The sequence below is a fragment of the Streptomyces sp. NPDC052910 genome (genome assembly GCF_055585605.1).
In genome coordinates, this window is sequence record NZ_JBVJJR010000003.1 from 293620 (window position 1) to 320485 (window position 26866).

Annotated in this window: 23 protein-coding genes; 14 read left to right on the plus strand and 9 right to left on the minus strand. The window is 75.6% G+C overall.

Translation table 11 applies throughout. The features are described 5' to 3' along the window. Window positions 1–56: 56 nt before the first annotated feature. Genes ACZ6X9_RS12285 through rsmH form a run of 4 tightly spaced genes read right to left on the minus strand, consistent with a single transcriptional unit; the run spans window position 57 to window position 5316 of the window. Window positions 57–1784 (minus strand): UDP-N-acetylmuramoyl-L-alanyl-D-glutamate--2,6-diaminopimelate ligase, encoded by a 1728-nt coding sequence (locus ACZ6X9_RS12285; protein ID WP_469777917.1) that lies wholly within the window; start codon window positions 1782–1784, stop codon window positions 57–59. A gap of 37 nt (window positions 1785–1821) precedes the next feature. Next, entirely contained in the window at window positions 1822–3729 is a 1908-nt protein-coding gene (locus tag ACZ6X9_RS12290) for a peptidoglycan D,D-transpeptidase FtsI family protein (RefSeq protein ID WP_469777918.1), read from the minus strand. Between the two features lie 4 nt (window positions 3730–3733). Next, on the minus strand, window positions 3734–4351 hold the full coding sequence (ftsL, locus tag ACZ6X9_RS12295; RefSeq protein ID WP_469777919.1) for a cell division protein FtsL: 618 nt from the start codon (window positions 4349–4351) through the stop codon (window positions 3734–3736). Next, a complete protein-coding gene (gene rsmH / locus ACZ6X9_RS12300; RefSeq protein WP_469777920.1) occupies window positions 4348–5316 on the minus strand; it encodes a 16S rRNA (cytosine(1402)-N(4))-methyltransferase RsmH in 969 nt (322 codons plus the stop codon). Before rsmH ends, ftsL begins: the two co-directional genes overlap by 4 nt. A gap of 426 nt (window positions 5317–5742) precedes the next feature. Here rsmH and ACZ6X9_RS12305 point away from each other — a divergent pair, with 426 nt between their 5' ends. From ACZ6X9_RS12305 to ACZ6X9_RS12320, 4 genes are all read left to right on the plus strand, one after another. Further along, a complete protein-coding gene (locus ACZ6X9_RS12305) occupies window positions 5743–6297 on the plus strand; it encodes a beta-class carbonic anhydrase (protein WP_469777921.1) in 555 nt (184 codons plus the stop codon). Between the two features lie 166 nt (window positions 6298–6463). Then, window positions 6464–7468 carry an AAA family ATPase gene (locus ACZ6X9_RS12310; protein WP_469777922.1) on the plus strand — a complete coding sequence of 335 codons (1005 nt, stop codon included), beginning with the start codon at window positions 6464–6466 and terminating at the stop codon, window positions 7466–7468. Beyond that, entirely contained in the window at window positions 7465–8829 is a 1365-nt protein-coding gene (locus ACZ6X9_RS12315) for a DUF58 domain-containing protein (RefSeq protein ID WP_469777923.1), read from the plus strand. The genes ACZ6X9_RS12310 and ACZ6X9_RS12315 overlap by 4 nt, the downstream gene beginning before the upstream one ends. Window positions 8830–8992: 163 nt before the next feature. Next, window positions 8993–11332, plus strand: a complete 2340-nt coding sequence (locus ACZ6X9_RS12320) for a transglutaminase TgpA family protein (RefSeq protein ID WP_469777924.1) — start codon at window positions 8993–8995, stop codon at window positions 11330–11332. A gap of 177 nt (window positions 11333–11509) precedes the next feature. On the opposite strand, the gene ACZ6X9_RS12325 is transcribed toward ACZ6X9_RS12320, so the two are convergent. From ACZ6X9_RS12325 to ACZ6X9_RS12335, 3 genes are all read right to left on the minus strand, one after another. After that, window positions 11510–11926, minus strand: coding sequence for a DUF3040 domain-containing protein (locus ACZ6X9_RS12325; protein WP_469777925.1), 417 nt, complete (start codon window positions 11924–11926; stop codon window positions 11510–11512). 281 nt (window positions 11927–12207) lie between these two features. After that, window positions 12208–12987: a methyltransferase gene (locus tag ACZ6X9_RS12330; protein ID WP_469777926.1), complete on the minus strand. Its 780-nt coding sequence runs from the start codon at window positions 12985–12987 to the stop codon at window positions 12208–12210. A 147-nt stretch (window positions 12988–13134) separates the two neighbouring features. Continuing rightward, window positions 13135–13680, minus strand: coding sequence for an SAV_6107 family HEPN domain-containing protein (locus ACZ6X9_RS12335; protein ID WP_469777927.1), 546 nt, complete (start codon window positions 13678–13680; stop codon window positions 13135–13137). A 239-nt stretch (window positions 13681–13919) separates the two neighbouring features. Between ACZ6X9_RS12335 and ACZ6X9_RS12340 the strand changes: the two genes are divergently transcribed. The 5 genes from ACZ6X9_RS12340 to ACZ6X9_RS12360 all read left to right on the plus strand — a co-directional run bounded on the left by ACZ6X9_RS12340 (window position 13920) and on the right by ACZ6X9_RS12360 (window position 19737). Further along, window positions 13920–14660, plus strand: a complete 741-nt coding sequence (locus tag ACZ6X9_RS12340; RefSeq protein WP_469777928.1) for an ATP-binding cassette domain-containing protein — start codon at window positions 13920–13922, stop codon at window positions 14658–14660. Then, window positions 14632–16767 (plus strand): YhgE/Pip family protein, encoded by a 2136-nt coding sequence (locus ACZ6X9_RS12345; protein ID WP_469777929.1) that lies wholly within the window; start codon window positions 14632–14634, stop codon window positions 16765–16767. The genes ACZ6X9_RS12340 and ACZ6X9_RS12345 overlap by 29 nt, the downstream gene beginning before the upstream one ends. Before the next feature lie 44 nt (window positions 16768–16811). Then, window positions 16812–17426 (plus strand): TetR/AcrR family transcriptional regulator, encoded by a 615-nt coding sequence (locus ACZ6X9_RS12350; RefSeq protein WP_469777930.1) that lies wholly within the window; start codon window positions 16812–16814, stop codon window positions 17424–17426. 201 nt (window positions 17427–17627) lie between these two features. Continuing rightward, window positions 17628–18266 (plus strand): DUF4126 domain-containing protein, encoded by a 639-nt coding sequence (locus ACZ6X9_RS12355; RefSeq protein ID WP_469777931.1) that lies wholly within the window; start codon window positions 17628–17630, stop codon window positions 18264–18266. Window positions 18267–18276: 10 nt separating this feature from the next. Then, the gene (locus tag ACZ6X9_RS12360; protein WP_469777932.1) at window positions 18277–19737 is read left to right on the plus strand and encodes a phytoene desaturase family protein; all 1461 of its coding nucleotides are present in this window, start codon (window positions 18277–18279) and stop codon (window positions 19735–19737) included. Between the two features lie 201 nt (window positions 19738–19938). On the opposite strand, the gene ACZ6X9_RS12365 is transcribed toward ACZ6X9_RS12360, so the two are convergent. After that, window positions 19939–20856, minus strand: a complete 918-nt coding sequence (locus ACZ6X9_RS12365; RefSeq protein WP_469777933.1) for a hypothetical protein — start codon at window positions 20854–20856, stop codon at window positions 19939–19941. A 40-nt stretch (window positions 20857–20896) separates the two neighbouring features. Continuing rightward, a complete protein-coding gene (gene metF, locus ACZ6X9_RS12370; protein WP_469777934.1) occupies window positions 20897–21814 on the minus strand; it encodes a methylenetetrahydrofolate reductase [NAD(P)H] in 918 nt (305 codons plus the stop codon). A gap of 461 nt (window positions 21815–22275) precedes the next feature. Here metF and ACZ6X9_RS12375 point away from each other — a divergent pair, with 461 nt between their 5' ends. The 5 genes from ACZ6X9_RS12375 (at window position 22276) to ACZ6X9_RS12395 (ending at window position 26810) form a co-directional block, all read left to right on the plus strand. Beyond that, a complete protein-coding gene (locus ACZ6X9_RS12375) occupies window positions 22276–22386 on the plus strand; it encodes a keywimysin-related RiPP (RefSeq protein ID WP_106429645.1) in 111 nt (36 codons plus the stop codon). Window positions 22387–22464: 78 nt separating this feature from the next. Continuing rightward, window positions 22465–24240 (plus strand): lasso peptide isopeptide bond-forming cyclase, encoded by a 1776-nt coding sequence (locus ACZ6X9_RS12380; RefSeq protein ID WP_469777935.1) that lies wholly within the window; start codon window positions 22465–22467, stop codon window positions 24238–24240. 61 nt (window positions 24241–24301) lie between these two features. Next, window positions 24302–24556, plus strand: a complete 255-nt coding sequence (locus ACZ6X9_RS12385) for a lasso peptide biosynthesis PqqD family chaperone (protein ID WP_469777936.1) — start codon at window positions 24302–24304, stop codon at window positions 24554–24556. Further along, complete coding sequence (locus ACZ6X9_RS12390) at window positions 24553–24999, plus strand: lasso peptide biosynthesis B2 protein (RefSeq protein WP_469777937.1); 447 nt, start codon at window positions 24553–24555, stop codon at window positions 24997–24999. Before ACZ6X9_RS12385 ends, ACZ6X9_RS12390 begins: the two co-directional genes overlap by 4 nt. Continuing rightward, entirely contained in the window at window positions 24996–26810 is a 1815-nt protein-coding gene (locus tag ACZ6X9_RS12395) for an ABC transporter ATP-binding protein (RefSeq protein WP_469777938.1), read from the plus strand. Before ACZ6X9_RS12390 ends, ACZ6X9_RS12395 begins: the two co-directional genes overlap by 4 nt. Window positions 26811–26866 lie beyond the last annotated feature (56 nt).

Consider the following 26866-nt stretch of genomic DNA (forward strand, 5'->3'; position numbering starts at 1 on the left):
CCTCCAGCCGTTCGGTCGGGCTGCCAAGGGGAGGGTTGTGCGCGCATGGCGGTCTGTCATCCCTGGTCGTTCCGGTGCTTGGTGACCGCGTGTGAACCGGCGCCGCGCTCGATGGCCTCGCGCAGCACCTGGCGGTCGTCGAAGGGGCGTACCACTCCGGCGATGTCCTGGCCCTGTTCGTGGCCCTTGCCGAGGACGAGGACGGTGTCGCCGGGTTCGGCGCGGGCGACGGCGGCGGCGATCGCGGCGGCGCGGTCCTCCATCAGCAGGACGGCGCCGCGTTCGGCGGCGGGCACCTCGGCGGCGCCCGCGAGCATGGTGGCGAGGATCGCGAGGGGATCCTCGGAGCGGGGGTTGTCCGAGGTCAGGACGGCGGTGTCGGCGAGCCGGGCCAGCGCGGCGCCCATCGGGGCGCGCTTGGTGGTGTCCCGGTCGCCGCCGCAGCCGAGCACGGCGTGGATGCGGCCGGGGGTGACCTTGCGCAGGGCGCGGAGAACCGATTCGACGGCGTCCGTCTTGTGGGCGTAGTCGACGACGGCGAGGTAGCCCTGCCCGGCGTCGACGCGCTCCAGCCGGCCGGGGACGCCGGCGACGGCGGCGACGCCGTCCGCGGCGGTCCTCGGGTCGGCGCCGGCGGCGACCAGCGCCACGACGGCGGCGAGCGCGTTGGCGACGTTGAACGGGCCGGCGAGCGGCGAACGGGCGGGGACGGAGACCCCGTCCGGGCCCTCGATGGTGAACGTCGAGTCGAACAGGCCGGACTCGACGTCCACCGCGCGCCAGTCGGCGTCCGCGCGGCCCTCGGCGGAGAAGGTGACGACGGGGACCTCGGACTCGCCCCCGGCGAGCCGGCGGCCGTAGGCGTCGTCGAGGTTGACCACGCCCAGGCGGCTGCGCTCCTTGGTGAAGAGCTCGGCCTTGGCCCGGAAGTAGTCCTCCATGTCGGAGTGGAACTCCATGTGCTCCGGGCTGAGGTTGTTGAAGACGGCGACGTCGAAGACGCAGCCGTCGACGCGGCCGAGCACCAGCGCGTGGCTGGAGACCTCCATGGCGACCGAGCGGACGCCCTTCTCGCGCATCACCGCGAACAGGGCCTGGAGGTCGGTGGCCTCGGGGGTGGTGCGCTCGGACTTGACGCGCTCGTCACCGATGCGGGACTCGACGGTGCCGATCAGCCCGGTGAGCCCGGCCGGCCGGCCGTCCTCGGCGGCGCGCGACCGCTCCCAGGCGCGCAGGCCGCCCTCGATGAGGTAGGCGGTGGTGGTCTTGCCCGAGGTGCCCGTGATGCCGACGCGCAGCAGGTCGCGGCCGGGATCACCGTAGATGGCCGCCGCGAGGGCGCCCATCCGGCCGCGCGGGTCGTCGACGACCAGGACCGGCAGACCGGTGGCGGCGGCGCGCTCGGCGCCCGCCGGGTCGGTCAGCACGGCCGCGGCACCAAGCTTCGCCGCCTGCTCGCCGAAGGCGGCGCCGTGGAACCGGGCGCCGGGCAGGGCCGCGTAGAGGTCGCCGGGGCGGACGGCGCGGGAGTCGTGCGTGATGCCGGTCACCGCGCTTCCCGCGCCCTCGGGGGCGCGGACGCCAAGCTGACCGGCGAGCTCCGTGAGCGGCACGGGCCGGACCCGGGTGGGGCGGGGCGCTCCCGGAGCGGTGGGTTCCGGGGTGGGGGCTGGGGACTGATCAGCGTGGGGCACGGCGGTGAGCGTACCGGGCGCACCCGGCCCGTCGCGAAGCGAGGGGCGCGCCGGGCCGCGGTTCCCCGGTTCCGACGTGCGGTGCGTCACAGTCGGCACGGCCCTGCGGCGCGGCGCGGCGGCACGGTCAGTACTCCACGGGCAGCCGCGGCGGCTCGCTGCCGGAGGGCGGCACCTGGAGCGTCTTCAGCGCGAACGACATGACCCGCTGGAACACCGGTCCGCAGATCTGGCCGCCGAAGTAGCTGCCCTGGGTGGGGTTCTGGATGGCGCAGTAGACCGTGACCCGGGGCTGGTCGGCGGGGGCGAAGCCGGCGAAGGAGGCGGTGTAGCCGTGGTAGCGGCCGGTGCGCGGATCCACCCGGTTGGACGTGCCGGTCTTGCCGGCCACCCGGTAGCCGGGGATTTTCGCCTTGGTCCCGGTGCCGTCCCGGTCGTCGACCACCGACTCCAGCATCTCCGACACCAGCTTGGCGGTCTTCTCGCTCACCACCCGGGTGCGGGGCGGCGCGGGCGCGGGCACGAACCGCCCGTCGGGGCCCTTGGTGCCGCGGACCAGCGTCGGCCGGACGCGCTCGCCGCCGCCGGCGATGGTCGAGTAGACGGAGGCGGCCTGGACGGCGTTGAGGGACAGGCCCTGGCCGAACGGGACGGTGTAGCGCTGCGAGGCGCTCCACTCCTTCGCCGGGGCCAGGATGCCGGGGGTCTCGCCCGGGAAGCCCAGCCCGGTGGGCTGCCCCAGGCCGAACTTGCGCAGGTACGAGTAGAGGACCGCGCCGGACTCCTCCGGGGTCTTGCCGAGCTGCTCGCTGGCCAGGATGGTGCCGATGTTGCTGGACTTGGCGAGCACGCCGTTGAGGGTGAGGTGCCAGGTGGCGTGGTCGATGTCGTCGGCGAACGCCCGGTCGGCGCGCGGCAGCCGGTTGGGGACCTCCACCCGGGTGGCGGGGGTGGCGACGCCCTCCTCCAGGACGGCGGCCATGGTCATCACCTTGTTGACGCTGCCGGGCTCGTAGGCGTCCTGGAGCGCGGCGTTGCCCAGGGCGGCGCGGTCGGCGTGGGCCAGGTCGTTGGGGTTGTAGCCGGGGGCGTTGGCCATGGCCAGGATCTCGCCGTTGCGGGCGTCCTGGACGACGACGTAGCCGCGGTCGGCGGCGGAGGCGCGGACCTGGGCGGCGATGGCGCTCTGGGCGGCCCACTGGATGTCCCGGTCGAGGGTCAGCTCGACGTCCGAGCCGGGGACGGCCGCCTGTTCCTTCAGGTCGCCGGTGGGCACCTGACGGCCGCCGGACTGGGCGTAGACCCGCTTGCCGTCCTTGCCCGCCAGCTCGCCGTCGAGCTGGGCCTCCAGCCCGCCGCCGCCCTTGCCGTCGGCGTTGACGAAGCCCAGTATCCCGGCGGCGAGGTCGCCGTTGGGATACACGCGCTTGCTGTGCGCCTCGCGGTTGACGCCGGTGAGCAGGTTCAGGGTGCCGTGCCCACCGCGGAGGCGGGCGGCGCTCCCCTGCTTCAGCTCCCGGATCCGGTCCCAGACCTGCGGGGTCTGCTGCCGGGCCAGGACCACGTACTTGGCGGCGGGGTTGGCGGTGAGCTTCTCCTCCACCTCGTCGGCGGGCGCTCCGAGGGCCGGGGCCAGCAGCTCGGCGGCCTTGCGGGCGGCGTTCCGGATCCCGGTCCGCTTGGGGCTGAGCAGGTCGGGGGCGGCGGTGATGTCGTAGGCGTCGACGGTGGTGGCCAGGTCGACGCCGTTGCGGTCGGTGATGGCGCCGCGCTCGGCGGCCAGGGTGACGGGGATGTAGCGGTTGACGTTGGCGCGGGCGGCGTAGGCGTCCGCGTCGACGGCCTGCACCTGGAGCAGCCGCACGGTGAACACCAGCAGCACCAGGGTGAGGCCGAGGCCGATCAGCCGGAGCCGGGGCCTGGGGCTGCCCAGGCGCAGCGGGCGGGTGCCGACGCGGGGGCGCGCCGGGCGGACCGCGGCGGGGCGGGCGGGCCCGGGAACCGGGCGGCGGGGCTGCTGCCTGGGCGCCGTCACGACGTCACCTGCCTGGGAGTCCGGGGAGGGTGGGGTCTGCTGGGGCTGGAGGTGCTGCGGCTGAGGGTGCTGCCGGTGCGGTGGGTGCCGGTGGCGCCGCGGCCGGAGCGGGCTGGGCGTTCGGAGCGGACGGGCTCCCGGGGGCCGGCACCGCCGACGGCACCACCGACGGCACCGGGGCGGGGGCCGGGGCCGGCGGCTGCCGGTACGCGGCCGGGTCCGCCCCGCCGTCGGCGGGGGCCGCGCCGGCCTCGGGCGCGGGGGCGGGAACGCCGCTGACCGTCCCGTCGGGGTTGAGGAAGGCGGGGCTGCCGCCGGGGACCATGCCCAGCTCCCGGGCCCGGCGCTCCAGCGCGTCGGGGGCGGCGAGCTGGTCGACCTCCTGCTGGAGCGCCTGCTGCCGGTCGGTCAGCTCGGTGGTCTTCCGCTGGAGCCTGCTCAGCTCGAACGAGCCCTGGTTGAGGGAGGAGTTGAGCAGCAGCAGGCCGATCAGGCCGGAGCCGAGCAGCACCACGACCAGCAGCACGAAAGGGGTACGCCGCGCGCCGCCGGTCCCGACCGGCAGCAGCCGGCCGAGCCGGCTCCCGCCGGCGGTGCCCCGGGCGCGCGCGACGGTCGTCATGGCGTGTCCGTCACGTCCTCACGGATCCGCTCCGCCCCGCGCAGCCGGGCGGGGGCGGCCCGGCGGTTCTCGGCGATCTCCGCCTCGGTGGGCAGCTCGGCGCCGCGGGTGAGGAGCTTCAACCGGGGCTGGTACCGCTCGGGGACGACCGGCAGGCCGGGGGGCGCGGTGGTGGCGGCGCCGGCCGCGAAGACCTGCTTGACGATGCGGTCCTCCAGCGACTGGTAGGAGAGCACCGCGATCCGGCCGCCCACCGCGAGCGCCTTGACGGCGGCCGGGACGGCCCGCTCGACGCTGGCCAGTTCGCCGTTGACCTCGATGCGCAGCGCCTGGAAGGTGCGCTTGGCGGGGTTGCCGCCGGTGCGCTTGGCGGCCTGCGGCAGCGCGTCGCGGATCAGCTCGACCAGCCGGGCGCTGCGGGTGAAGGGCTCCTTCTCGCGCTCCCGGACGACGGCCCCGACGATCCGCCGGGCCTGCTTCTCCTCGCCGTACGCCCGCAGGATGCGGACGAGTTCGCCGGGCGGGTAGGTGTTGAGGACCTCGGCGGCGCTGATGCCCTTCGTCTGGTCCATGCGCATGTCGAGCGGGGCGTCCTGCGCGTAGGCGAAGCCGCGGTCGGCCTCGTCGAGCTGCATGGACGACACGCCGAGGTCGAACAGGACACCCTGGACGCGCGGGATGCCCAGCCGCTCCAGCACCTCGGGGAGCTCGTGGTACACGGCTTGGACGAGGGTGGCGCGGTCGCCGAAGGGGGCCAGCCGCTCGCCGGCCAGGGCGAGGGCGGTGGGGTCGCGGTCGAGGGCGACGAGCCGGGCCTCGGGGAAGGCGGTGAGCAGCGCCTCGCTGTGCCCTCCGGCCCCCAGTGTGCAGTCGACGACGACGGCGCCGGGCTCCGTGAGGGCGGGGGCGAGCATGTCCAGGCAGCGCTGGAGCATGACGGGGACGTGACGCGCGTTGCTGCTCATGCGCCCTTCTGGGAGTGCGGTACGGCGCGGGGCGCACGCACCGCCGGGTCCCCGCCCGCTCGAAGGGGATGCGCCGCCCGGCCCGGCGCCGGCGGGCGGCGCGGGACGGCCGGGGAGCGGGAGGAGGCCGAGGGGTACGGTCACGTCGCGCACGTGCGGGTTTCCTGGTACGACTGGGACGGCCTGGTCGTTGGGTTCCGGTACGTCGAGGGAGCGGCTCGCCTCCCACTTCGCGCCACTTTAGTCCACTCGTCCCGCCGGTCAATCAACCGCCCAGCGCGCCGGGGGACGGGCCTCGGCGGCGGGCTCACCCGGACGGCCGCACACCTCCCCGAGCTGTGGCTTGCCTCACAGATGGCCGCCCTTACGGCGTTTGCCCGGCTCTTCGGGGGGCCGACGGGCCGGTAGCCGACTACCTTCGTGCACATGTCGATATCCGCGTCTCCGCCCCCCAGCACCTCCGGCGCCGACGCCGGCCACTCCACGGTCACCGACCGTCTCGTGGCGGCCAACGCGCGCTACGCCGCCGAGTTCACCGACCCGGGCATGGACGCCCGGCCGGTCCTCAAGGTCGCGGTCGTCGCCTGCATGGACGCCCGCCTCGACCTGCACGCCGCGCTCGGCCTGGAGCTCGGCGACTGTCACACCATCCGCAACGCCGGCGGAGTCGTCACCGACGACATCATCCGGTCCCTGACCATCAGCCAGCGCGCCCTCGGTACCCGTTCGGTGGTCCTCATCCACCACACGGGCTGCGGTCTGCTGAACCTGACGGAGGACTTCCGGCACGAGCTCGAGGAGGAGGTCGGCCAGCGCCCGCCGTGGGCGGTGGAGGCGTTCCGCGACCTGGACCAGGACGTCCGGCAGTCCATGCAGCGGGTGCGCACCTCCCCGTTCCTGCTGCACAAGGACGACGTCCGCGGTTTCGTCTTCGACGTGACCACCGGGCTGCTGCGGGAGATCGACCCGCGGCAGCACTGACGGCCCGCCCGCGGTGCCGTCGCGCCGCGCGGGCGGCGAGAATGCGAAAGCGAGCCGCCGTCCCGTCCGCCACGCGCGGGCGGGACGCCGGTGGGGTTGGGGAGGGGCCGTTCCCGGTGGGGGGACGGGATCCCGTGGACGCGTGGACGGGCCGAGGAGGGCCGGGGTGACGACCTTTGACGAACGAGCGGGCCTGAGTGATCTGACGAGTACGGCGGAGCGGGTCCGCGCCTCCGTCGAGGGCGTGATCGAGGGCAAGCCGGAGGTCGTCAGGACCGCGCTGACCGTCCTGCTGGCCGAGGGGCACCTGCTCGTCGAGGACGTGCCGGGGGTGGGCAAGACCATGCTCGCCAAGGCACTGGCCCGCTCGATCGACTGCTCGGTGCGGCGCATCCAGTTCACGCCGGACCTGCTGCCGTCCGACATCACCGGCGTCAGCGTCTACGACCAGGAGCGGCGGGAGTTCGAGTTCAGACCGGGGGCGATCTTCGCGCAGATCGTCATCGGCGACGAGATCAACCGCGCCTCCCCCAAGACCCAGTCGGCGCTGCTGGAGTCGATGGAGGAGCGCCAGGTCACGGCCGACGGCCGGACCCACGAACTGCCCAGCCCCTTCATGGTGGTGGCCACCCAGAACCCGGTCGAGATGGAGGGCACCTACCCGCTGCCGGAGGCGCAGCGCGACCGGTTCATGGCCCGGGTCTCCATGGGCTACCCCAGCCCGGAGGCCGAGCTGCGGATGCTGGACCTGCACGGGGGCGCCTCCCCGCTGGACGACCTCCAGCCGGCCGCGCACGCCCACGACATCGTCAAGCTGGTCGAGGCCGTCCGCGCCGTGCACGTCGCCGAGCCGGTGCGGCGGTACGCGGTGGACCTGGTCAACGGCACCCGGCACCACCCCGAGCTGCGGCTCGGCGCGTCGCCGCGCGGCACCCTGCACCTGCTGCGGGCCGCGAAGGCGACGGCGGCGCTGGCGGGCCGCGACTACGCGCTGCCCGACGACATCCGGGCCCAGGCCGTCGCGGTGCTGGCGCACCGGCTGCTGCCCACCGCGCAGGCGCAGCTCAACCGGCGCACGCCGGAGCAGATCGTCCTGGACATCCTGCGGCTCACCCCCGTCCCCGTCCCGGAACAGGCCGCGCCGCGGCCCCCGGAGGCGCGACGGCCGTGACCGACGACCCGTACCCCCCGGAGGAACCGGCCGCCGACGGCGACGGCGGGCTGCGGGCGGCGTTCGGGGGGCTGACCACGCGCGGCCGGTCGTTCCTGGCCGCGGGAGGCGCCGCCGTCGTCTGCTCCTACGTCCTGGGCCAGGAGGGCCTGCTGCGGGTGGGGCTGCTGCTGGCCGTGCTGCCGCTGGTGTGCGTCCTGGTCGTGCACCGCACCCGGCACCGGATCACCGGCGACCGCCTGGTGTCCCCCGCCCGGGTGACGGCCGGACAGGAGGCGCAGGTGCGGCTGCGCGTCGCCAACGCCTCCCGGATCCCCGTCGGCCCGCTGCCGGTCGAGGACCGGGTGCCCTGGGTGCTCGGCCCGCACCCGCGGTTCGTCCTGGACCGGATGGAGCCGGGCGGGCACCGCGAGGTGGCCTACCGGGTCCGGGCCGACCTGCGGGGCCGCTACCCGCTGGGGCCGCTGCGGATGCGGCTGACCGACCCGTTCGGCATGTGCGAGGTCACCCGCGGCTTCGGCACGAGCGCGATGCTCACCGCCGTCCCGTACTGCGAGCCGCTGCCGCCGCTGCGGGTGGCCGGCGACGCGGCCGGACGCGGTGACGGCAGCCTGCGCACGCTCGCCCTCGCGGGCGACGACGACATCATCCCGCGCGCCTACCGGCACGGCGACGACGTGCGCCGGATCCACTGGCGGGCCACCGCCCGGGCCGGCGAGCTGATGGTGCGCCGGGAGGAGCAGCAGCGGCGGGCCCACGCCACCGTGCTGCTCGACACGCGGGGCGTCGCCTACCCCGGGTCCGGGCCGGGCTCGCCGTTCGAACGGGCGGTGGCGGCGACCGCGTCCGTCGCCGCGCACCTGCTGGGGCTGGGTTTCACCGTGCGGCTGCTGACCGACACCGGCGCCTGGATCCCCGGCCCGGAGGGCGTCGGCGGCCGGGCCGGCGGGGCGGGCTCCGACCCGGCGGACGCGGCCGGCACGCTGCTGGACGCCCTGGCGGTCGTCGACCACTCGGCCGGCACCGGTCTGTCCGGCGCCCACGACGCCCTGCGCGGCGACACCGGCGGGCTCCTCGTGGCGTTCTTCGGCGGTCTGACCCAGGAGGAGGCCGCGCGCGCCGCCGGGCTGCGGCGGCGCGGCACCACGGCGGTCGCCTTCCTCCTCGACCCGGTGGTCCGGCCGTACGCCCCCCCGGGCCATCCGAACGCCTTCGCCCCGCTGCACACCCTGCACGCGGCCGGCTGGTCGGCCCTCGCCCTGACGCCGCACACCCCGTTCCCGGAACTGTGGCGCCTCGCGGGCACGCCGGTGGGGCGCGGGCTGACCTCGGACGGAGTGGCGGGGCGGTGGGGCGGATGAGAGGGAGGGGGCCGATGACGCCGGTGACGCGGGTGTCGTCGGCGAGAGAGGCGGCGAGCGTGTCGGGGGTGTCGGAAGTGACCTTTGTGCCGATGGCCGGGCGGCGGAGTGCCGGGGGGACGGACGTGACCGCGTGGTCCGTGCGCGAGCGGGGAGGACGCGGATGAGCGGTGGTATACGGGCCGCCGTCTGCGCCGTGGCGGCGACCGTCGGGGCCGCCTGCGCGATGGTGCCGCTGGTGGACGGCGCCCGCTGGCTGGTGCAGGCGGCGGCGCTGCTCGCGGTGCAGGCCGCGGCGGGGGTGGCGGTCCGGCGGTTCGCGGCGCCCCGGCCGGTGGCGGTCGCCGCCCAGGCGCTCGCCGGGCTGCTGCTGCTCACCCTGGTCTTCGCCCGCGACCACGCGGTCGCCGGGCTGCTGCCGGGCCCGTCCGCCTTCCGGGAGTTCTCCGGACTGCTGCACCAGGGCGCCGAGGACATCGGGCGGTACGCGATACCGGCGCCCGCGTCCCCGGGCATCCGGCTGATGCTGGTCGGCGGCGTCCTGGTGATCGGCCTGATCGTGGACGCGGTGGCGGTCACCTACCGGAGCGCGGCGACCGCCGGGCTGCCGCTGCTGGCGCTGTACTCGGTCGGGGCCGGGCTGGCGCAGGGCGGCCGGGACTGGCTGTGGTTCCTGGCGGGCGCCGCCGGTTACCTGCTGCTGCTCCTCGCGGAGAGCCGGGAGCGCCTGGCCCGCCGGGGGCTCGCCGGCCCGGCCGGAGCCGCGGGACCCGGGCCGGGGGGCCCGGTGGGAGGCGCGCTCGCGGGCGCGTTCGCCTTCGGCCGGGCCGGCCGCCGGATCGGGGTCCTGGCGCTGGGGGTGGCCCTTGCCGTCCCGGCGGTGCTGCCCGCGATCGGCGGCGGCCTGCTGGCGCCGCGCGGCCGGGCCTCGGGCCAGGAACGCGAGGGCGGCACGATCTCCGCGGTCAACCCGCTGGTCTCGCTGCGGGACAGCCTCAACCAGCGGGAGAACCGCGAGCTCCTGCGGTACCGCACCTCGTCGGAGTCCCCGCAGGACCTCTACCTGCGGATCGTCGCGCTCGACCGGTTCGACGGCGCCACCTGGCGCACGTCGGAGCGGCGGGTCACCGACGTGCCGGACCGGCTGCCCGCGCCCCAGGGCCTCTCCCCCGACGTGCGCACGGTGCGGGTGAACACCTCGGTGGTGGCCGCCGACACCTACGGGCAGGACTACCTGCCGCTCCCCTACCCGGCGGACTCGGTACGGGTGAGCGGCCAGTGGCGGTACGAGCCGGAGGGCCGGACGCTGGTCGGCGACCACGGGCAGACCACCCGGGGCCTGCGCTACCAGGTCTCGAGCCTGGCCGCCCAGCCGACGGCCGAGCAACTGGCCAACGCACCCCGGCCGCCCGAGGGGCTGCGCCGCGAGTACACCAAGGTGCCGTCGACGCTCCCCGCGACCGTCGCGGAGCGGGCGCGGCAGGTGACCGGGGGCGCGCGCAGCGACTACGAGCGGGCGGTACGGCTCCAGGAGTGGTTCGCGGTCGGCGGCGGGTTCACCTACGACACCGACGTGCGGACCGGTGGTGACGACGAGGCCGTCGCGCGGTTCCTGGAGGAGAAGCGGGGCTTCTGCGTCCACTTCTCCTTCTCGATGGCGGCGATGGCCCGGACCCTGGGGATCCCGGCGCGGGTGGCGGTGGGCTTCACCGCGGGCGACCCGCAGGGGGACGGTTCCCTGTCGGTGGGCTCCAAGGACGCCCACGCCTGGCCGGAGCTGTACTTCGAGGGCGTCGGCTGGACCCGCTTCGAGCCGACGCCCAGCCGGGGCAGCCGGCCGGTGTACACCGTCGAGCAGCCCGCCCCGGGGGCGTCGCCGAGCGCCCCCGTGCCCGCCCCGGACCGTTCCGCCGCGCCCCGGCCGGCACCGACCGCGGGCGCGGACTGCCCCGGACGGCCGTCGCACGCCGAGTGCCCCGGCCGGTCCGGGACGGGCTTCTCGGGGACCTCCGACGACGGACCGGGGTCGGACTCCGGCGTCCCGGTCATCCCGCTGATCGCCGCGGGCGCGCTGTTGCTGGCCCTGCCGGCCGTACCGCCCCTGTGGCGGGCCCGCCGCCGGGCCCGCCGCCTCGGCGGCCCGGAACCCGGCGATCCGGAGGAGGCGGCGCGGCGCACGCTCGCCGCTTGGCGGGAGTTGCTGGACACCGCCTGGGACTACGGCATCGCTCCGGACGCGACGCGGACGCCTCGGGGGTCGGTCGAGCGGATCGTTTCGGACGGGGGGCTGGGGGCGGAGACGGCTGCGGCGGCTTCTCGGGTGGCCGATGCGGTGGAGCGGGCTCTGTACGCTCCACGGCCCGCGGCCGGGGTTCCCTTGGGTGAGGTCGCCGCCGTCCTCGCCGGGCTTCGGGGGGCGGCGAGCCGGGGGGCGCGGCTGCGGGCGTTTCTCGCGCCGGCGTCACTGGGCGGGGCGCTGCGGGGCTTTCGCCTTCGGCGGTAGGAGACCCCTGTCCCTCCCCCGGAGGGGGCACCCCCATTCACCGTTTCTTGCGGGGGCCTGCCCCCGCACCCCCGAAACCGCGCTCCGCGCGGTTGTCCTCAAACGGCGAGTGGGGGTGCCCCCTCTGGGGGAGGTCCGGGGCACAAGCCCCGACCCGCCCACCGCAGCGCGGAAGCGTCAGCGCCCCTGCTCGTCCCGCCGCCGCTGCCACCGCTGCTCGATCCGGTCCATCATCGAGCGCCGCTGCCGCGCCTGGCGGCGCGCCGCCAGGCTGCCGCCGACGCCCATCGGGCCCGCGCCGTGTGGCGCGGCGCCGCCGGGCCGGGGGGCCTTGCGCCACCCCGTCACCACGAGCACCGCACACCCCAGCATGACGAGGAAGCCCACCACGCTGATCCAGATCCACTGGGCGACCATTCCGGCCATGAGGAGCGCGATGCCCACCAGGAAGCCCGCGATCGCCTGGTAGACCCGTCGCCGGGTGTACGTGCGCAGGCCGCTGCCTTCGAGCGCTGTGGCGAACTTGGGATCTTCGGCGTACAGCGCTCGCTCCATCTGCTCGAGCATGCGCTGCTCGTGCTCCGAGAGCGGCACGGAGTCCTCCTACTCGTCGGTCGCGGGGGGCGACCGGGGTGCGACCCTTTCAGGATAGGCAGGGAATCGCCCCCGTGAAACCCGCCCCTCTGCGCCAATTCGCCCACCGGTCCGGTGTGCGGTCGGCGGTGTGGTGTGACGGTCGTGTGATGTCGCAACGTTCATTCCCTGCCCGCCGACCCGTCATGCCGGACGGTGTCTACCGATCATACGGGGCGAACGGGCAGTTCGGGCGGGGTCGTGCGGCTCCGGTGCGGGACGGGGGCCGGGCGGCCCCCCGGTCAGGGCCGTTCGGCGAGGACGTGGAGCTGGGTGGCCACCGCGTGGAAGGCGGGCAGCGCCGCCGCCTCGGCCTCCAGCCGCGCCAGGGCGTCCCGGGCGCCGGGCTGGGCGTCCACGAGCACGCCGGGGACCAGGTCGGCGAAGACGCGGACCCCGTGGACGGCCTTGACGTCCAGGCCGGCGCCGCCGGCCAGGTCCGACAGTTGGCCGGCGGTGAAGCGGCGGGGCACGGGGTCGCCGGTGCCCCAGTGCCCGTCGGGGTCGGTCAGGGCCTGCCGGGCCTCGGTGAAGTGGCCGGCGAGGGCGCGGGCGAGCACGGCGCCGCCGAGGCCGGCGGCGAGCAGGCTGAGCACGCCGGAGGGGCGCAGGGCCGCGGCGACGGCCCGCAGACCCTCGGCGGGGTCGTCCACGTACTCCAGGACGCCGTGGCAGAGGACGGCGTCGTAGGCACCGCGCCCGACCACGTCGAACAACCCCTGGGTGTCGCCCTGCACGCCGCGCACCCGGTCGGCGACGCCGGCCTCGGCGGCCCGCCGCTCCAGCGCGAACAGCGCGTTGGGGCTGGGGTCGACGACGGTGACCCGGTGGCCGAGGCGGGCCACCTCGACGGCGAACTGGCCGCTGCCGCCGCCCGCGTCGAGGACCTCCAGGCCGGCACCGGCGCCGCCGGCCTCGGCCCGCCGGTCCAGGGCGTCCCGCAGGACCTCCCAGACCACGGCGGTACGCAGGGACGCACGGGGGCGCGATGGGGTCTCCCCACCCAGGGAAGGCTCGGACACGGCGGGTGGCTCCTCGGCGCGGGTGGCGGCACCGCCGGGACGGCGGTGGCGGATGACGGTCGTCGGCGGCCCCAGCCTAATGGGCCGGGCCCCGGCCGCCCGCACTCCGCACCCGGTGGAGCGCCCGCCGGCGGGCCGCCGGCGCGGTCACCCCACCCTCCCCTGCCCGGGGGCGGGTTGCGCCGGCAGCCGGGGCTGGAGGTCGAGCCCCCGCTCGACGAGGCGCAGGAACATCGCGGCGGCGCGCAGCAGCTCGTCGGCCTCCCGTTCGTCCGCCGCCGACGCGATGCCGGCCTCGGCCCGCGCCCGGCGTTCGGCGCCGGCGGCGAACAGGGCGCTCCACTCGGCGAGTTCGGGCGCGGCCTCGGGCAGCACCTCCCAGGCGCTGCGGATCCGGTGCCGTCGGCGGGCCGTGGTCTCGGGCCGGCCGCGCGCGGCGAGGACGGCGGCGGCCGTGCGGAGCGCGGCGAGGTGGGCGGTGGCGAACCGCTCGTGCGGGGCGTCGAGGGCGGCGGCCTCCACCAGGCTGCGCCGGGCCTGGGTGAGGAGCTCGACGACGGCGGGCGGGGCGGTGGCGCGGGCGGGCGGGGGCACGTCCCACACCCCGGGCGCGGCCGGGACCGCGGGGCCGTCCGGGGAAACGGCCGCCGGAACGGCCGAGGAAAGGCGGACGTCGCTCCTGCTGCGGGCCATGACGAACCTCCTCCGTCGGGGCGGTCCGGGCCGAACACCCGTACCACCGTCTGCCGCCATCGTCCTGCACACCACTGACAATCGCCCTGACCTGCGCTTACCTCCATGGTCGCCGGTACATGCCACCCCGGTGCGGGGGCAGTCGGGGGGTGCGCCATACTTTTTGCACTGACTGGTCAGTGCAACACGCTTTCCCGTACCGGAGCCGCACCACCGCCACGTCACCCGGAGGCCGCCGTATGGACCCCACCTCGCCAGGAGCCGCCGTCACGGCCCGCGGACTCGGCCTCGCCGGGCCCCGCGGGTGGACCTTCCGCGGCGTGGACGTCGCCGCGGACCCCGGCGCCCTCGTCGCCGTCGAGGGCCCGTCCGGATCGGGCCGTACCTGTCTTCTGCTCGCCCTCACCGGAAGAATGCGCGTCACCGCCGGAGAAGCCGAGGTCGGCGGAGTGCCCCTGCCTCGCCGGATGGCCGCGGTCCGCCGGTTCACCGCCCTCGCCCACATGGCCGGCGTCTGCGAGCCGGAGGGCGCGCTCAGCGTCGCGGAGCACCTGCGCGAACGGGTCCTGCTGTGCCGCCGGTTCACCGGAGGGTTCCGCGAGCTGCTGCGCCCGCCGGGCGAGCGCCGGGCCGCGGCCGAGGCCCGCGCCGAGGCGGCCCTGGCCACCGTCGGACTAGACGTGGACGCGCTGCCCGCCGGCCCGCGCACCCTCGCCCGTGACCTCGGCCGGCCGGAGTCGCTGCGGCTGTCGCTCGCCCTGGCCCTGATCGGCGGCCCGCGCCTGGTCGCCGTCGACGACGCGGACCTCAAACTCGGCCCCGCCGAACGGGCGGACGCCTGGGCGCTGCTGCGGTCGGTCGCGGAGACGGGCACCACCGTGCTCGCCGCCTGCGGCGAGGCGCCCGAGGACGCCGACGTCATCGTCGCCACGCGCGGAGAGGAGGCGGCCGATGCGCTCGCCGAAGCTGGCCGCGCTTGAGCTCAGGAAGTTCGGCAGGGGCGCGCTGCCGCGGGCCGCGCTCGTCGCGCTGCTGCTCCTGCCTCTGCTCTACGGCGCGCTCTACCTCTGGTCGTTCTGGGATCCCTACGGGCGGCTCGACAAGGTGCCCGTCGCGCTGGTGAACGCCGACCGGGGCGCCACGGTGGACGGCAAGCGGCTCACCGCCGGCGACTCCATCGTCGACGGCCTGCACGACAGCAAGACGTTCCGGTGGCGGGAGACGAGCGCCGCCGAGGCCCGCAAGGGCCTGGAGGACGGCACGTACTACCTGTCGCTCACCATCCCCGCCGACTTCAGCCGGCGCGTCGCCTCCAGCGCGGGTGACTCCCCGGAGACCGGCGCGCTCCAGGTCCGGACGAACGACGCCAACAACTACATCGTCGGCTCGATCTCCCGGACCGTCTTCTCCGAGGTCCGGGCCGCCGCCTCGCGCAAGGCGTCCCGCTCCTTCTACGACCGGATCTTCGTCTCGTTCTCCACCTTGCACGGGAAGACCGAGCAGGCCGCCGAGGGCGCGGACAAACTGGGCGACGGCATCGGCACCGCCCGCAAGGGGGCCGGCGAGCTCAAGGACGGCCTCGCCAAGGCTGCCGAGGGCAGCGGACGGCTCCGCAAGGGCGTCGGCGAACTCCACGGCGGGGCCGGGAAGCTGGACGACGCCTCCGGGCGGCTCGCCGAGGGCGCCGGCAAGGTGGCGGCCGGCACCCGGAAGCTGGCCGACCGGGTCAACGGCGCGGCGGCCGGCCCCGACGCCCGCTATGTGAAGGACCACGCCCGCGAGATCGGCGAGGACGCCCGCAAGGTGGCCGCCGAGGCACGGACGCTCCGCCGGCATCTGGACGACCTGCCGTCCGCCGCCACCACCGCGAAACTCGCCCGGGGCAGCGCGGCCGGCGCCCAGGTGCTCGGCGACTCCTACACCGAGCTCTGCGAACGGGCCGCCGAACCGCCGGCGTTCTGTCCGAAGCTGCGCAAGGCGCTGTTCGCCGCCCGGCAGTCCGCCCTGGGCGCCCGCGAGCTCGACACCCTCGTGCAGAACCGGAACGGCGAACTCGATGCGTTCCCGGCCAAACTGGACGCCCTCCGCTCCGGCGCCGAGAAGCTCCGCGACAAGGCGCCCACCCTGGCGGCCGAGATCGACGCCGCCGTCCGCGACGTCAACGCCCTGGACTCCGGCGCCCACCGCGTCGCGGACGGCGCGGAGAAGCTGCACGGCGGCGCCGGGAAGCTGCGCGACGGCCTCGGCACCGCCCGCAAGGGCGCCACCGGCCTCGACGACGGACTGGGGAAGCTCCGCGACGGCGCGGGCTCGCTCCGGAACGGCATGGTCAAGCTCTCCGACGGCTCGTCGAAGCTGGCCGGCGGGCTGCACGACGGCGTCAAGAAGATCCCCGACTACGGCAAGGACGAGCGCGACGCCCGCACCGGCGTCATGGCCGACCCGGTCGGCCTCGCCTCCCGCGCCACCCACAAGGCGCCGAACTACGGCACCGGTTTCGCCCCGTACTTCATCCCGCTCTCCCTCTGGGTCGGCGCGATGGTGGCCTACATGCTGTTCCCGCCGCTCAACCGACGCGCCCTGGCCGTCGGCGCCCCCGCCTGGCGGACCGCCCTCGCGGGCTGGCTGCCCGTCGTCGCCGTCGGTGTGCTCCAGGCCGGCGCCCTGCTGGCCGTCCTGTGCTGGGGGCTGGGCCTGCACCCGGCCCGCGCGGCGGGCACGATCGGCTTCCTCTGCCTGGTGACGGCCTGCTTCGCGGCGATCGTGCAGTGGCTCAACGCCCGCTTCGGACCGGCGGGCCGGATCCTCGTCCTGATGCTGCTGATGCTCCAGTTGACGTCGGCGGGCGGCACGTACCCGGTGCAGACCAGCCCCGGCTTCTTCAACGCGGTGCACCCCTTCCTGCCCATGAGCTACGTCGTCGACGGGCTGCGCCACCTCATCACCGGCGGCGACCCGGCGGCCGTATGGCGTGCGTGTGCCGTCCTCGCCGCGTTCGCGGCGGGCGCCCTGGCGCTCACCGCGTGGACGGCCCGGCGCCGGCAGGTCTGGACGGTCCGGGACCTGCATCCGGAGCTCAGCCTGTGAGGCCCGTACCGGAGGACACGGTGCGTACAGGGAGAATCACCGTCATGGACAGCAGCAGTACGCGCCGCGGCAGGACCCGGCGCCGCCTCTTCGAGGCGGCCGTCACCCTCATCGCCGAACAGGGCTTCTCCTCCACCACCGTCGACGAGATCGCCGAACGCGCCGGGGTGGCCAAGGGCACCGTCTACTACAATTTCGCGAGCAAGACGGTGCTCTTCGAGGAACTCCTGCGGGACGGCATCGAGCTGCTGACCGTCTCCCTGCGCCAGGCCGCCGACGACACCGCGGCCCGCGGCGGCGGCCGGGTGGACGCCCTCGACGCGATGGTGCGGGCGGGCCTGGACTTCATCGCCCGCTACCCGGCGCTGATGCAGCTCTACGTCGCGGAGCTGTGGCGCACCAACCGGGCCTGGCAGTCCACGCTGATGCAGGTGCGGCAGAAGGCCATCGCCGTGATCGAGGGGGTGCTGGCGGAGGCCGTCGCCGGAGGCGAGCTGAGCCCGGAGATCGACGTACCGCTGACGGCGTCGGCGCTGTTCGGGATGGTGCTTGTCGCCGCACTGGACTGGCAGTCGTTCCAGCCGGAGCGGTCGGTGGAAGAGGTGCACGCGGCGCTGTCACGGCTGTTGCAGGGGCGCGTGGGAGGCCACGCCCGCTGATCGCCCCGACGGCCCGGGCGCGGCGCCCGCTCCGCCGCCCCGTGCCGGCGGTGCGGGCGCCGTGCTCCCCCCACGCCCTCACTCTGCCGCGTGCCGGGGCGCGGGCTCATCCGTACCGGTACTCATCCCGTACTCAAGCGGCGGCGTCCGGCTGAGTACGGGATGCGCACCGACTGAGCACTCCCGCCTACGATCATCCCCATGTCCGTACTCCCCATGGTGTTCACCAGCGGCTGGGCGAGCGGGATCAACGCCTACGCGGTGGTCCTGCTGCTCGGCCTCTGCGGCAGGGCCGGCATCGGCGACGACGTGCCCGGGGCGCTGCAGCGCCCGGAGGTGCTGGTCGTCGCCGGGCTGCTGTTCCTCTGCGAGGCCGTCGCCGACAAGGTCCCGTACGTGGACACGGTGTGGGACGTGGTCCACACGCTGGTCCGGCCCGCCTGCGGGGCGATGGTCGGGGCGCTGCTGGCCGGGCAGAGCGGCGGTTCGCTGTCGGAGGTGGCCTGCGGGGCACTGGGCGGGACGACGGCACTGGTGACACACCTGGTGAAGATGAGCACGCGGATGGTGGTCAACAGCTCGCCCGAGCCGCTCAGCACCATCCTGGTGAGCATCGCCGAGGACCTGGGCGTGGCCGCCCTCGTCGTCTTCGCCCTGTTCCATCCGGCGGTCGCGGCGGGCATCGCCGGGACGCTGCTGGTGCTGGGCATCGGGACGGTGGTGGTCCTGTGGCGCCGGGTGCGCGCGTTCCTGCGGCGGCGCAAGGAGCGGCGGGCGGCGCGGCGGGAGGGGCGCGCGACGGCCGAGGCGGCCCCCGGCGGCATGAACGCCTCCGGATAAGGTCGGCGGCATGGCACGAATTGCGGTGATCGGCGCCGGCATGGGCGCCATGGCGGCTGCCGCCCGACTGGCCGTCGCGGGCCACTCGGTGACGGTGTACGAGCGCGGCGGGACCCACGGCGGAGGCGTCGCACGGTTCGCCCGCGACGGCTTCGTCTTCGACACGGGGCCGCAGTTGCTGCACCTGCCGGCCGTCTACCGCGACCTGTTCGTCAAGACCGGCAAGGAGTCCCTGGAGCGGAGCGTCGACCTCGCCCAGGTGGACCCGGCGAGCGCCCACCTCTTCGCCGACGGGACGGCGTTCGCGCTGCCCAACGCCTCGCGCGCCGGCGTCGTCCGGGCGCTGGACGAGGCGGTGCGCCCGGGCGCGGGCGAACGCTGGAGCGAGCTGGTCAACCGGGCCCGGGAGGCCTGGGACGCGACACGTCGCCCGCTGCTGGAGGAGCCGCTGAGCGCTGACCCGGCGGAGCGGGCGGCCCTGGCCCGTGACGCCTACCCGGCGCGGCGCGGCCTCTTCCGGCGCAGCGCGCCCGCCACCCTGGCGGCCGTCGCGGACCGGGAGTTGCGCGACCCCCGGCTCGCCGCCCTGCTGGAGAGCCACGCGCTGGCCTACGGCCTCGACCCGCGCACCGCGCCGGCGAGCGCCACCGTCCTGCCGTACCTGGAGCAGACCTTCGGCAGTTGGTACGTGGCCGGCGGCCTGCGCGGCCTCGCCGACGCGCTGCACCGGCGGTGCCTGGCCCGACGGGTGGAGTTCCGGTTCGGCGCCGAGGTGACCGGGGTGGTCGAGGAGGACGGCCGCGCGGCGGGCGTCCGGCTCGCCGACGGGACCGTCGAGGAGGCGGCCTTCGTCGTCACCGGCGCGCCGGATCCGGCGTCGGCGCCTTCGTACCCCGGCCGGTTCACCGTCTTCCTCGCCCTGCGCGGGGAGCGGCCGGCGGGGGTCGCGCACCGCACGGTCGTCCACGCGCCGTGGCGTGCGGGCGAGTTGGCGGGCGTCTTCGACGCGGCCGGCACCGACTACGTGCCGACCGTCACCGTCCTCCGCCCCGACGACCCCGCCGTACGGCCCGACGACGGGCACGAGGCCGTCACCCTCACGGCGACCGTCGCTCCCCACGGGCGCGTCGACTGGGCGGACACGGGGGTCGTCGCCGCGTTCGCCGACCGGATGCTCTCGGCCGCCGAGGCGGCCGTTCCCGGGGTGGCGGAGCGGGTGCTGTGGCGGGAGGTGCGGACGCCCGCCGATACGGAGCGGGTCACGGGGGCTCCGGGCGGGGGCGTGCCCGCGCCCGCTCTGAGCGGTGGTGGAGGGGCTTTTCTGTTCCCCTCGAACAGTGGGGAGTTGCCCGGGTTGTTCCGGGTGGGCGGGTTTGCCCATCCGGGAGGTGGGCTGGCGCACGCGGGGATGTCGGGGGCGCTGGTGGCGGGGCTGATCGTGGAGGGGGCGGGGTTCCGGGGGTCGCAGTGAGGCGTGCCCCGGCCCCTCCCTTTCACCGTTTCTCGCAGGGGCAGACCCCCGCACCCCCGAAGCACCCCGCGGGCGCTGTCCTCAAGCGCCGGACGGGCTGAATCAGCCCGTCCGGCGCTTGAGGGCGAGCGGCGGAGCCGCGATCAGGGGGTCTGGGGGCTTGCCCCCGGGAAACGGCGAAAGGGAGGGACCGGGGCGAGCTCAGTACCCGTACCCCTGCGGCGGAGCCGGCGGCGTCTGCCCGTCCTCGCCCTGCCGCTGCTGCGGCACCCACACCCCACCCGGCGGGGTGTCCATGTCGTACTGCCCGTAAGGCCCGTACTGCTGCTGCGGCGCATAGCCGCCCTGCTGCCCGTACACGTCGTACGGCTGCGGCTGCTCGTACCCGGGCGAGGGCTGCGCGCCGGCCCCGACGTACGGGTCGGAGTACGCGGCGTACTGCCCCTGCCCCTGCCCTTGATCCTGGCCCTGGCCCTGGCCGTAGCCGTAGTCGTAGGTGCCGCCGAAGACGGAGGCCCCCTCCTCGACCACGGGGAACGCGGCGGTGTCCCCCGGTCCCGCCGGTGCCGCCGGCCCCGCCGGCCCGGGCACCCCGCGCTCGTCGGTGGGCTGCTGAGGCACCGTCGGCATCATGGCCGTCGCCGCCCCCGCCTCGGCCTCCGTCAGCCGCTTGCGGGCGGCGCGCGGCGTGCCGGGGGCGGGCGGTGCGGCGGCCGGGGCCGGCTCGGAGCCGGTCCGCTCGGGGCGGCCGCGCCGGCGGGCCGCCCGGCCGGAGGGGGCGGGGCCGGCGGACCGGGAGGAACGGCCGGACCGGCCCGAGCCCTCGGCGGAGCCGTCCGCGCCCGGCCGCCCGCCGTCCCGGCCCGAGCGCCGGAGCGCCCACCCGGCCGAGAAGCCGCGCCGGAACGACAGCGTGACGTAGATCTGGCCGACCGCGAAGGCGACGGCGCCGACGACGATGACCGCCACGGACGGGATGACCACACCGGCCACCACCCCGAGGAAGCCGGTGAAGGCCAGCAGCCGCCACCGCAGCCGGGCCTTGTACTGCAACAGCACTTCGGCGAGCAGCCAGAGCGCGACGACGCCGAACGCGAAGTAGAGGACCGTCCAGCCCATGAATCGCCCCTCCAGTCCGGCCGCCGTGACCGGCGGGCCGTCAGGACCGCTGGTGCAGTCCCAGGTTCTCGTAGATTTCCAAGGTGGCCGTGGAGTGGTTCAGGGTAATGAAGTGCAGCCCCGGGGTCTCCTCGGCCATCAACCGGGCACACAGCTCCGTCGCGTACTCGATCCCGATCGAGCGTACAGCCGCCGGGTCGTCCTCCACCGCCCGGATCCGCTCCGCGAGGTCCGCGGGGAACGCCGCGTTGCTGAGCTGCGCGAACCGTTCGATCTGGCGGACGTTGGTGACGGGCATGACCTCGGGGATGATCGGCGTCTCGCAGCCGGCGGCCTGGACCCGGTCGCGCAGCCGCAGGTAGTCCTCGGCGTGGAAGAACATCTGGGTGATGGCGAAGTCGGCGCCGGCCCGGCACTTGTCGACGAAGTGGCGGACGTCGGTGTCCCAGTCGGTGGAGCGCGGGTGCATCTCGGGGAAGGCCGCGACGCCCACGCAGAAGTCGCCGGACTCCTTGATGAGCCGCACCAGTTCGACGGCGTAGTGCAGCCCCTGGGGGTGACGCACCCACTCGCCGGTGGGGTCGCCGGGCGGGTCGCCGCGCAGGGCGAGCATGTTGCGGATGCCGACGTCCGCGTACTGGCCGATGACATTGCGCAGTTCGGCCACGGAGTGGTTGACGGCGGTGAGGTGGGCGACGGGGGTGAGGGTGGTGTCGGTCGCGATGCGCTCCGTCGCCCGTACGGTGCCCTCGCGCGAGGAGCCGCCGGCGCCGTAGGTCACGGAGACGAAGGTGGGCGCGACCGCCTCGATCCGCCGGATGGCGTTCCAGAGCGTCCGCTCGCCCTTCTCGGTCTTGGGGGCCGCGAATTCGAAGGAGTACGAACGCTCGCCGGAAGCGAGCAGGTCACGCACGGTACGGGCGTGATCCGTCCTGGTGGAGGCTGTGCCAAGGGCCATACCGGTCAAGTTAACCAGCGCTGGGACGATCTTCCCAACGCTGTCCACGATCTGGCCGCTTCCCGGCCCAGGGTGTCCGGTACACCGTTCCCGAAACCCCGACTTTCCGGATTTTCCCGGCCCGGTGGAAGGGATTCCGGATTTCCGGCGCGGCGAATTCCCGTCCGCTTTTCGAAGACAATGACACACCCGCGCGATCCTGTGGATCACCTCTGTTTTCCCTGATTTCACCGGGACCGAATTCCGCCCCACCGACCGGCGCACTCGGATGAGCGCACTCCCGTTTTCCCGGTGATTATCGGACTTGGATTGCGATGAATCCTTTTGGCATGGATAGCATGGCGATACGCCCTGGAGCCGGACCGGCACCGGCCCCCTGCCGGGGCACCTCTCCCCCGGGAGGCCACGGCCGACCGGACGGAATCCGGGGCGAAAAGGATACTCCGAATCAAGGAGGCGTCATGAAGAAGACGTACGAGGCTCCCACCCTGGTCAAGCGCGGCACGTTCCGCGCCAAGACCGGCCTGCTCCGCACCTCGGGCAACGACCGTCTGATCCTCAGCAAGAACTGAGACCGGCGGCCGGAGACAGAGGGCTGAATGCCTACGCCTCGCGAGGCGGGGGGAGCGGGCCCGGGTGCGGCGCGTTTCGTGGTCCTTCCGGACTGCGACGACGCGCTCTCCGCGGCCCGCTCCCTCATCCGCCAGGACACCCGGACCATCCCCCACCCCTCCGGCCGGCCGTGGATCGCCGGCCACTGGCACGACGGCGACGTCACCGCCGTACGGACCGGCCGGGCCGCCCTGGCGGTGATCGGCTGCTGTCCCGTCCGGCCCGCGGAGCTCCGCCGCCGGGCGGCGGCGCTCCGCGACCTGACCGCGCTGGACGGCCTGGCCCGCGCCCTGCCCGGCAGCTTCCACCTGGTGGCCGCGCTGGACGGCGCCGTCCGCGTCCAGGGCACGGCGTCCGGCCTCAAGCTGGTCTTCCGGGCCACCGTCGGCGGCGTCGAGACGGCCGCGAGCGACGCCCTGCCGCTCGCCCACGCCCTGGACTCCACCCCGGACGAGGAGGAGCTGGCCGTACGGCTGCTGTGGCCCGTCCCCCACCCGCTGTTCGCCCGCTCGCCGTGGCGCGGCGTCACCGCCGTCCCCGCCGAGGACGCCCTGTACATCAGCCGCGACGGGCGCTCGGCCCGCCACTCCCGCTGGTGGACGCCGCCCGAGCCGGTGCGCTCGATGGCCGGCGGCGCGCCGCTGGTGCGGCAGGCGCTCACCGAGGCCGTGGCGGCCCGCACCCACCGGGGCGGCACGGTCAGTTGCGACCTGTCCGGCGGGCTGGACTCCACCTCCGTCTGCTTCCTGGCCGCCGACTCCCCGGCCCGCGTCGTCGCGAGCACCTGGCCGGGGCGCGACCCCGCCGACACGGACCTGGCCTGGGCCCGGCGCGCCGCCCGCCACCTCCCGGACGTCGAACACGTGGTGTGGGACGCGGACGCGTCCCCGCTCGTCTACACCGACCTGCTGGACATCGACGACCCCATGGACGAGCCGACCATCGGTGTCATGGACCGGGCCCGGGCGCTGCACCACCTGCCGGAGCTGGCCCGCCGCGGCAGTTCCGTCCACCTGACGGGCATCGGCGGCGACCACGTGGCCTGGTGCTCGGAGGGCTACTACCACCGGCTGCTGCGGACGCGCCCTTGGTTCGCGCTGCGGCGGCTGCGCGGTTTCCGCACCCTCTACCAGTGGCCCCTGGTCCCGACCGTGCGCACGCTCGCCGACTCCCGCCCCTACGGCCGCTGGCTGGCCTCCACGGCGGCGCACCTGCGGGACCCGCTGCCGCCCGGCGCCGAGGGGGCGCTGGGCTGGGACACGCCGCCCCGGCTGTTCCCCTGGGTCACCCCCGAGGCCGCCGACACCGTCCGGCGGGCCCTGCGCCGGGCCGCCGCGACCGCCGAGCCGCTGCACCGGGACCGCGGCCTCCACCAGGACCTGGAACAGATCCGGATCTGCGCCCGGATCGTCCGCCAGTGGGACCTGATGGCGGCACGGGCCGGACTGCCCATGGCGTCGCCGTTCTTCGACGACCGGGTGATCGAGGCGTGCCTGGCCGTCGACCCGCGCGCCCGCGTCACCCCCTGGGAGTACAAGCCGCTGCTGGGGGCGGCGATGCGCGGGATCGTCCCGGACGCGTGCCTGGCCCGCACCGACAAGGCGCACGCCTCGATGGACGCGTCGAACGGGCTGCGGGAACACCGGGGCGACCTGGTGAAGCTCTGGGAGGACTCGTCCCTGGCCCGACTGGGGCTGGTCGACGCCGACGCCCTGACCGCCCTCGCCCGGCGGCCCGCAGCGCCCGGCCTGAGCGAGGCGATCCTCTACTCCACGATCGGCTGCGAGGTGTGGCTGCGGACCCTCGCCCGCTGACCCGCACCCGCACTCGCACCCCAGGACCGCGGACGACGGCGTCCGCAGGAAGGGAAGCTCCATGGCACTGCGGTTCGCCCCGGACGTCGCCACGGCGGAGACCGCCTACGGCACGGTCCTCCTCGACCAGCGCAAGGGCCGCTACTGGGAGCTCAACCCCACCGGCACGCTCGTCGTCCGCACCCTGATGGGCGGCGGCGGGGAGACGGACGCCGTGGAGGCGCTCGTCACCGAGTTCGCCGTGGACCGGCGGCGGGCCGCCGCGGACGTCGCCGCGCTGGTCGCCCTGTTGCGGGACGCGGGGCTGGCCGCATGACCACCCCCAGCGCCCTGGTCCGGCCCTCCGGCGTCCCGTTCCCCCGGCGGCTGGCCGCGCGCTGCGCCCTGGCCGTCGCCTTCCCGCTCGCCCTGCTGCCGCCCCGCCGGCTCCGCTCGGTCCTCGCCCTGCTCCGCCGGGGCGCCGCCCCCGCCTCGTACGGACGGGCCGCCGCGGCGCGCCGGGCGGTGTGCGCCGTCAGCCTGTACTGCGCCGGGCCGCGCGGCTGTCTGCCACGGTCGATCGGCACGGCCCTGCTGTGCCGGTTCGACGGCCACTGGCCGACCTGGTGCACGGGGGTGCGCAAGGTGCCGCCGTTCAGCGCGCACGCCTGGGTGGAGGCGGAGGGCCGGCCGGTGGACGAGGGCGTTCCGGACGATTACTTCAGCCGGCTGCTCACCGTCGCCCCCGCCCCGGCGTCCCGGCGCCGGCCGCTGCCGTGACCCCGGCCGGGGCCGGGCGGCGCGGTCCTGGCGCGGTCCGCACGGTGTTCGGGCTGACCACCGGCCACCGGACGGCGCTGGCCACCGCCACCGCCCTCACCCTGGTGGGATCGGCCCTGGGGCTGGCGCAGCCGCTGCTCGCGCAGCGGATCGTGGACGCGAGCGCGGACGGCCGGCTGCTGTGGCCGCTGCTCTTCCTGGCCGCGCTGTTCGTGGCCGAGGCCGCCACGGCCGCGGTGGGCCGCTTCCTGCTGGAGCGGATGGGCGAGGGCGTCGTCCGCGCGCTGCGCCACCGCCTGACCGGCCGGCTGCTGCGGCTGGACATGCGGGAGTACGAGCGCCACCGCACCGGCGACCTCGTCTCCCGGGTCACCGTCGACACCACCGTGCTGCGCGAGGTCGTCTCCCAGGCGCTGGTCGACCTGGTCACCGGGGTGCTGGCCTCGGCGGGGGCGGTGGCGCTGATGCTCTGGCTCGACCCACTGCTCCTCCTCCTGGTCGCCCTCACGGTGGCGGCGGCCGCCGCGGTGGTGACCTGCGTCCTCAGCGGGATCCGCACGGCCTCGGAGCGGACGCAGCACGCCGTCGGAGCCGTCGCGGCCGATCTGGAACGGGCCCTGGGCGCCCTGCCGATGGTCCGGGTGCACCGGGCCGAGGAGCGGGAGGCCGCCCGGATCGGGGAGCGGGTGGACGCGGCGTACGGCGCCGGGGTCCGCACCGCGCGGCTGGCGGCGGTGATGAGCCCGGCGGTCGAACTGGCCGTCCACGGCTCGTTCCTGCTCGTCCTGGTCATCGGCGGGCTGCGGGTGGACGGGCGCACCCACAGCCTCGGCGGCCTGGTCGCCTTCCTGCTGTACGCCAGCTACCTGGTGGTGCCACTGTCGTCGGTGTTCCGCGCGGCGGGGCTGATCCAGCGGGGTGTGGGGGCGCTCGGGCGGGTGGAGGAGGCGCTCGGGCTGCCGGTGGAACCGACGGGTGCCGCACAGCCGGAGCCGGCTCCGGACACGCTTTCCCCTGTCACCTCCCCATCCCCCGCAACCCCACCGACCTCTGTCATCCCACCGGCCTCCTCAGCCCCTCCCGTCCTGGCCCTGGAACACGTCGAGTTCGGTTACCGCCCCGGCCGGCCGGTGCTGCGCGGCGTCTCGCTGGAGGTGCCGCCGCACCGGCAGATCGCGCTGGTGGGCCGATCGGGGGCGGGGAAGAGTACGGTCTTCGCGCTGGCCGCCCGCTTCTACGAACCGGACGCCGGGCGACTGCTGTTCGACGGCCGGCCGGCGACGGCCATGTCCCGTACGGAGTGCCGGGCGCGCATCGCCGTCGTCGACCAGAACACCCACATCGTCCACGGCTCCCTGTGGGACAACATCACCTACGCGGCACCGGGCGCGAGCCGGGCCGAGGTGCGGCGGGTCGTCGAACTGGCCCGGCTCGCCGAGGTGGTGGACCGGCTGCCGGGCGGGCTCGACGGGCCGGTCGGGGAGCGGGGCGCCACCCTGTCGGGCGGCGAGCGCCAGCGGGTGGCGCTGGCCCGGGCCCTGCTCACCCGCCCGGCGCTGCTGCTGCTGGACGAGCCCACGTCACAGCTCGACGCGGTCAACGAGCTGGCCCTGGGGCGGGTGATGCGCGAGATCACCGAGGAGTGCGCGCTCCTGGTGATCGCCCACCGGCTGTCCACCGTGCAGAACGCCGACCGCATCGTCGTCCTGCACGAGGGCCGGGCCGTGGCCGCCGGCCGGCACGAGGACCTGCTGTCCACCTGTGCCGCCTACCGCGAACTGGCGGCGGCACAGATGCTGCGGACGGTCTGAGACGGACCGGGACCGTCCGGCCGAACCGGACCGAACCGGACCGGACCGGATCAGCC

Bases quoted from the DNA above. Each gene is read 5' to 3' on its own strand.
- ftsL (WP_469777919.1), bottom strand. From the start codon at position 4,351: ATGACGACCGTCGCGCGCGCCCGGGGCACCGCCGGCGGGAGCCGGCTC.
- rsmH (WP_469777920.1), bottom strand. From the start codon at position 5,316: ATGAGCAGCAACGCGCGTCACGTCCCCGTCATGCTCCAGCGCTGCCTG.
- ACZ6X9_RS12305 (WP_469777921.1), top strand. From the start codon at position 5,743: ATGTCGATATCCGCGTCTCCGCCCCCCAGCACCTCCGGCGCCGACGCC.
- ACZ6X9_RS12320 (WP_469777924.1), top strand. From the start codon at position 8,993: ATGAGCGGTGGTATACGGGCCGCCGTCTGCGCCGTGGCGGCGACCGTC.
- ACZ6X9_RS12335 (WP_469777927.1), bottom strand. From the start codon at position 13,680: ATGGCCCGCAGCAGGAGCGACGTCCGCCTTTCCTCGGCCGTTCCGGCG.
- ACZ6X9_RS12340 (WP_469777928.1), top strand. From the start codon at position 13,920: ATGGACCCCACCTCGCCAGGAGCCGCCGTCACGGCCCGCGGACTCGGC.
- ACZ6X9_RS12345 (WP_469777929.1), top strand. From the start codon at position 14,632: ATGCGCTCGCCGAAGCTGGCCGCGCTTGAGCTCAGGAAGTTCGGCAGG.
- ACZ6X9_RS12350 (WP_469777930.1), top strand. From the start codon at position 16,812: ATGGACAGCAGCAGTACGCGCCGCGGCAGGACCCGGCGCCGCCTCTTC.
- ACZ6X9_RS12355 (WP_469777931.1), top strand. From the start codon at position 17,628: ATGTCCGTACTCCCCATGGTGTTCACCAGCGGCTGGGCGAGCGGGATC.
- ACZ6X9_RS12360 (WP_469777932.1), top strand. From the start codon at position 18,277: ATGGCACGAATTGCGGTGATCGGCGCCGGCATGGGCGCCATGGCGGCT.
- ACZ6X9_RS12365 (WP_469777933.1), bottom strand. From the start codon at position 20,856: ATGGGCTGGACGGTCCTCTACTTCGCGTTCGGCGTCGTCGCGCTCTGG.
- metF (WP_469777934.1), bottom strand. From the start codon at position 21,814: ATGGCCCTTGGCACAGCCTCCACCAGGACGGATCACGCCCGTACCGTG.
- ACZ6X9_RS12375 (WP_106429645.1), top strand. From the start codon at position 22,276: ATGAAGAAGACGTACGAGGCTCCCACCCTGGTCAAGCGCGGCACGTTC.
- ACZ6X9_RS12385 (WP_469777936.1), top strand. From the start codon at position 24,302: ATGGCACTGCGGTTCGCCCCGGACGTCGCCACGGCGGAGACCGCCTAC.
- ACZ6X9_RS12390 (WP_469777937.1), top strand. From the start codon at position 24,553: ATGACCACCCCCAGCGCCCTGGTCCGGCCCTCCGGCGTCCCGTTCCCC.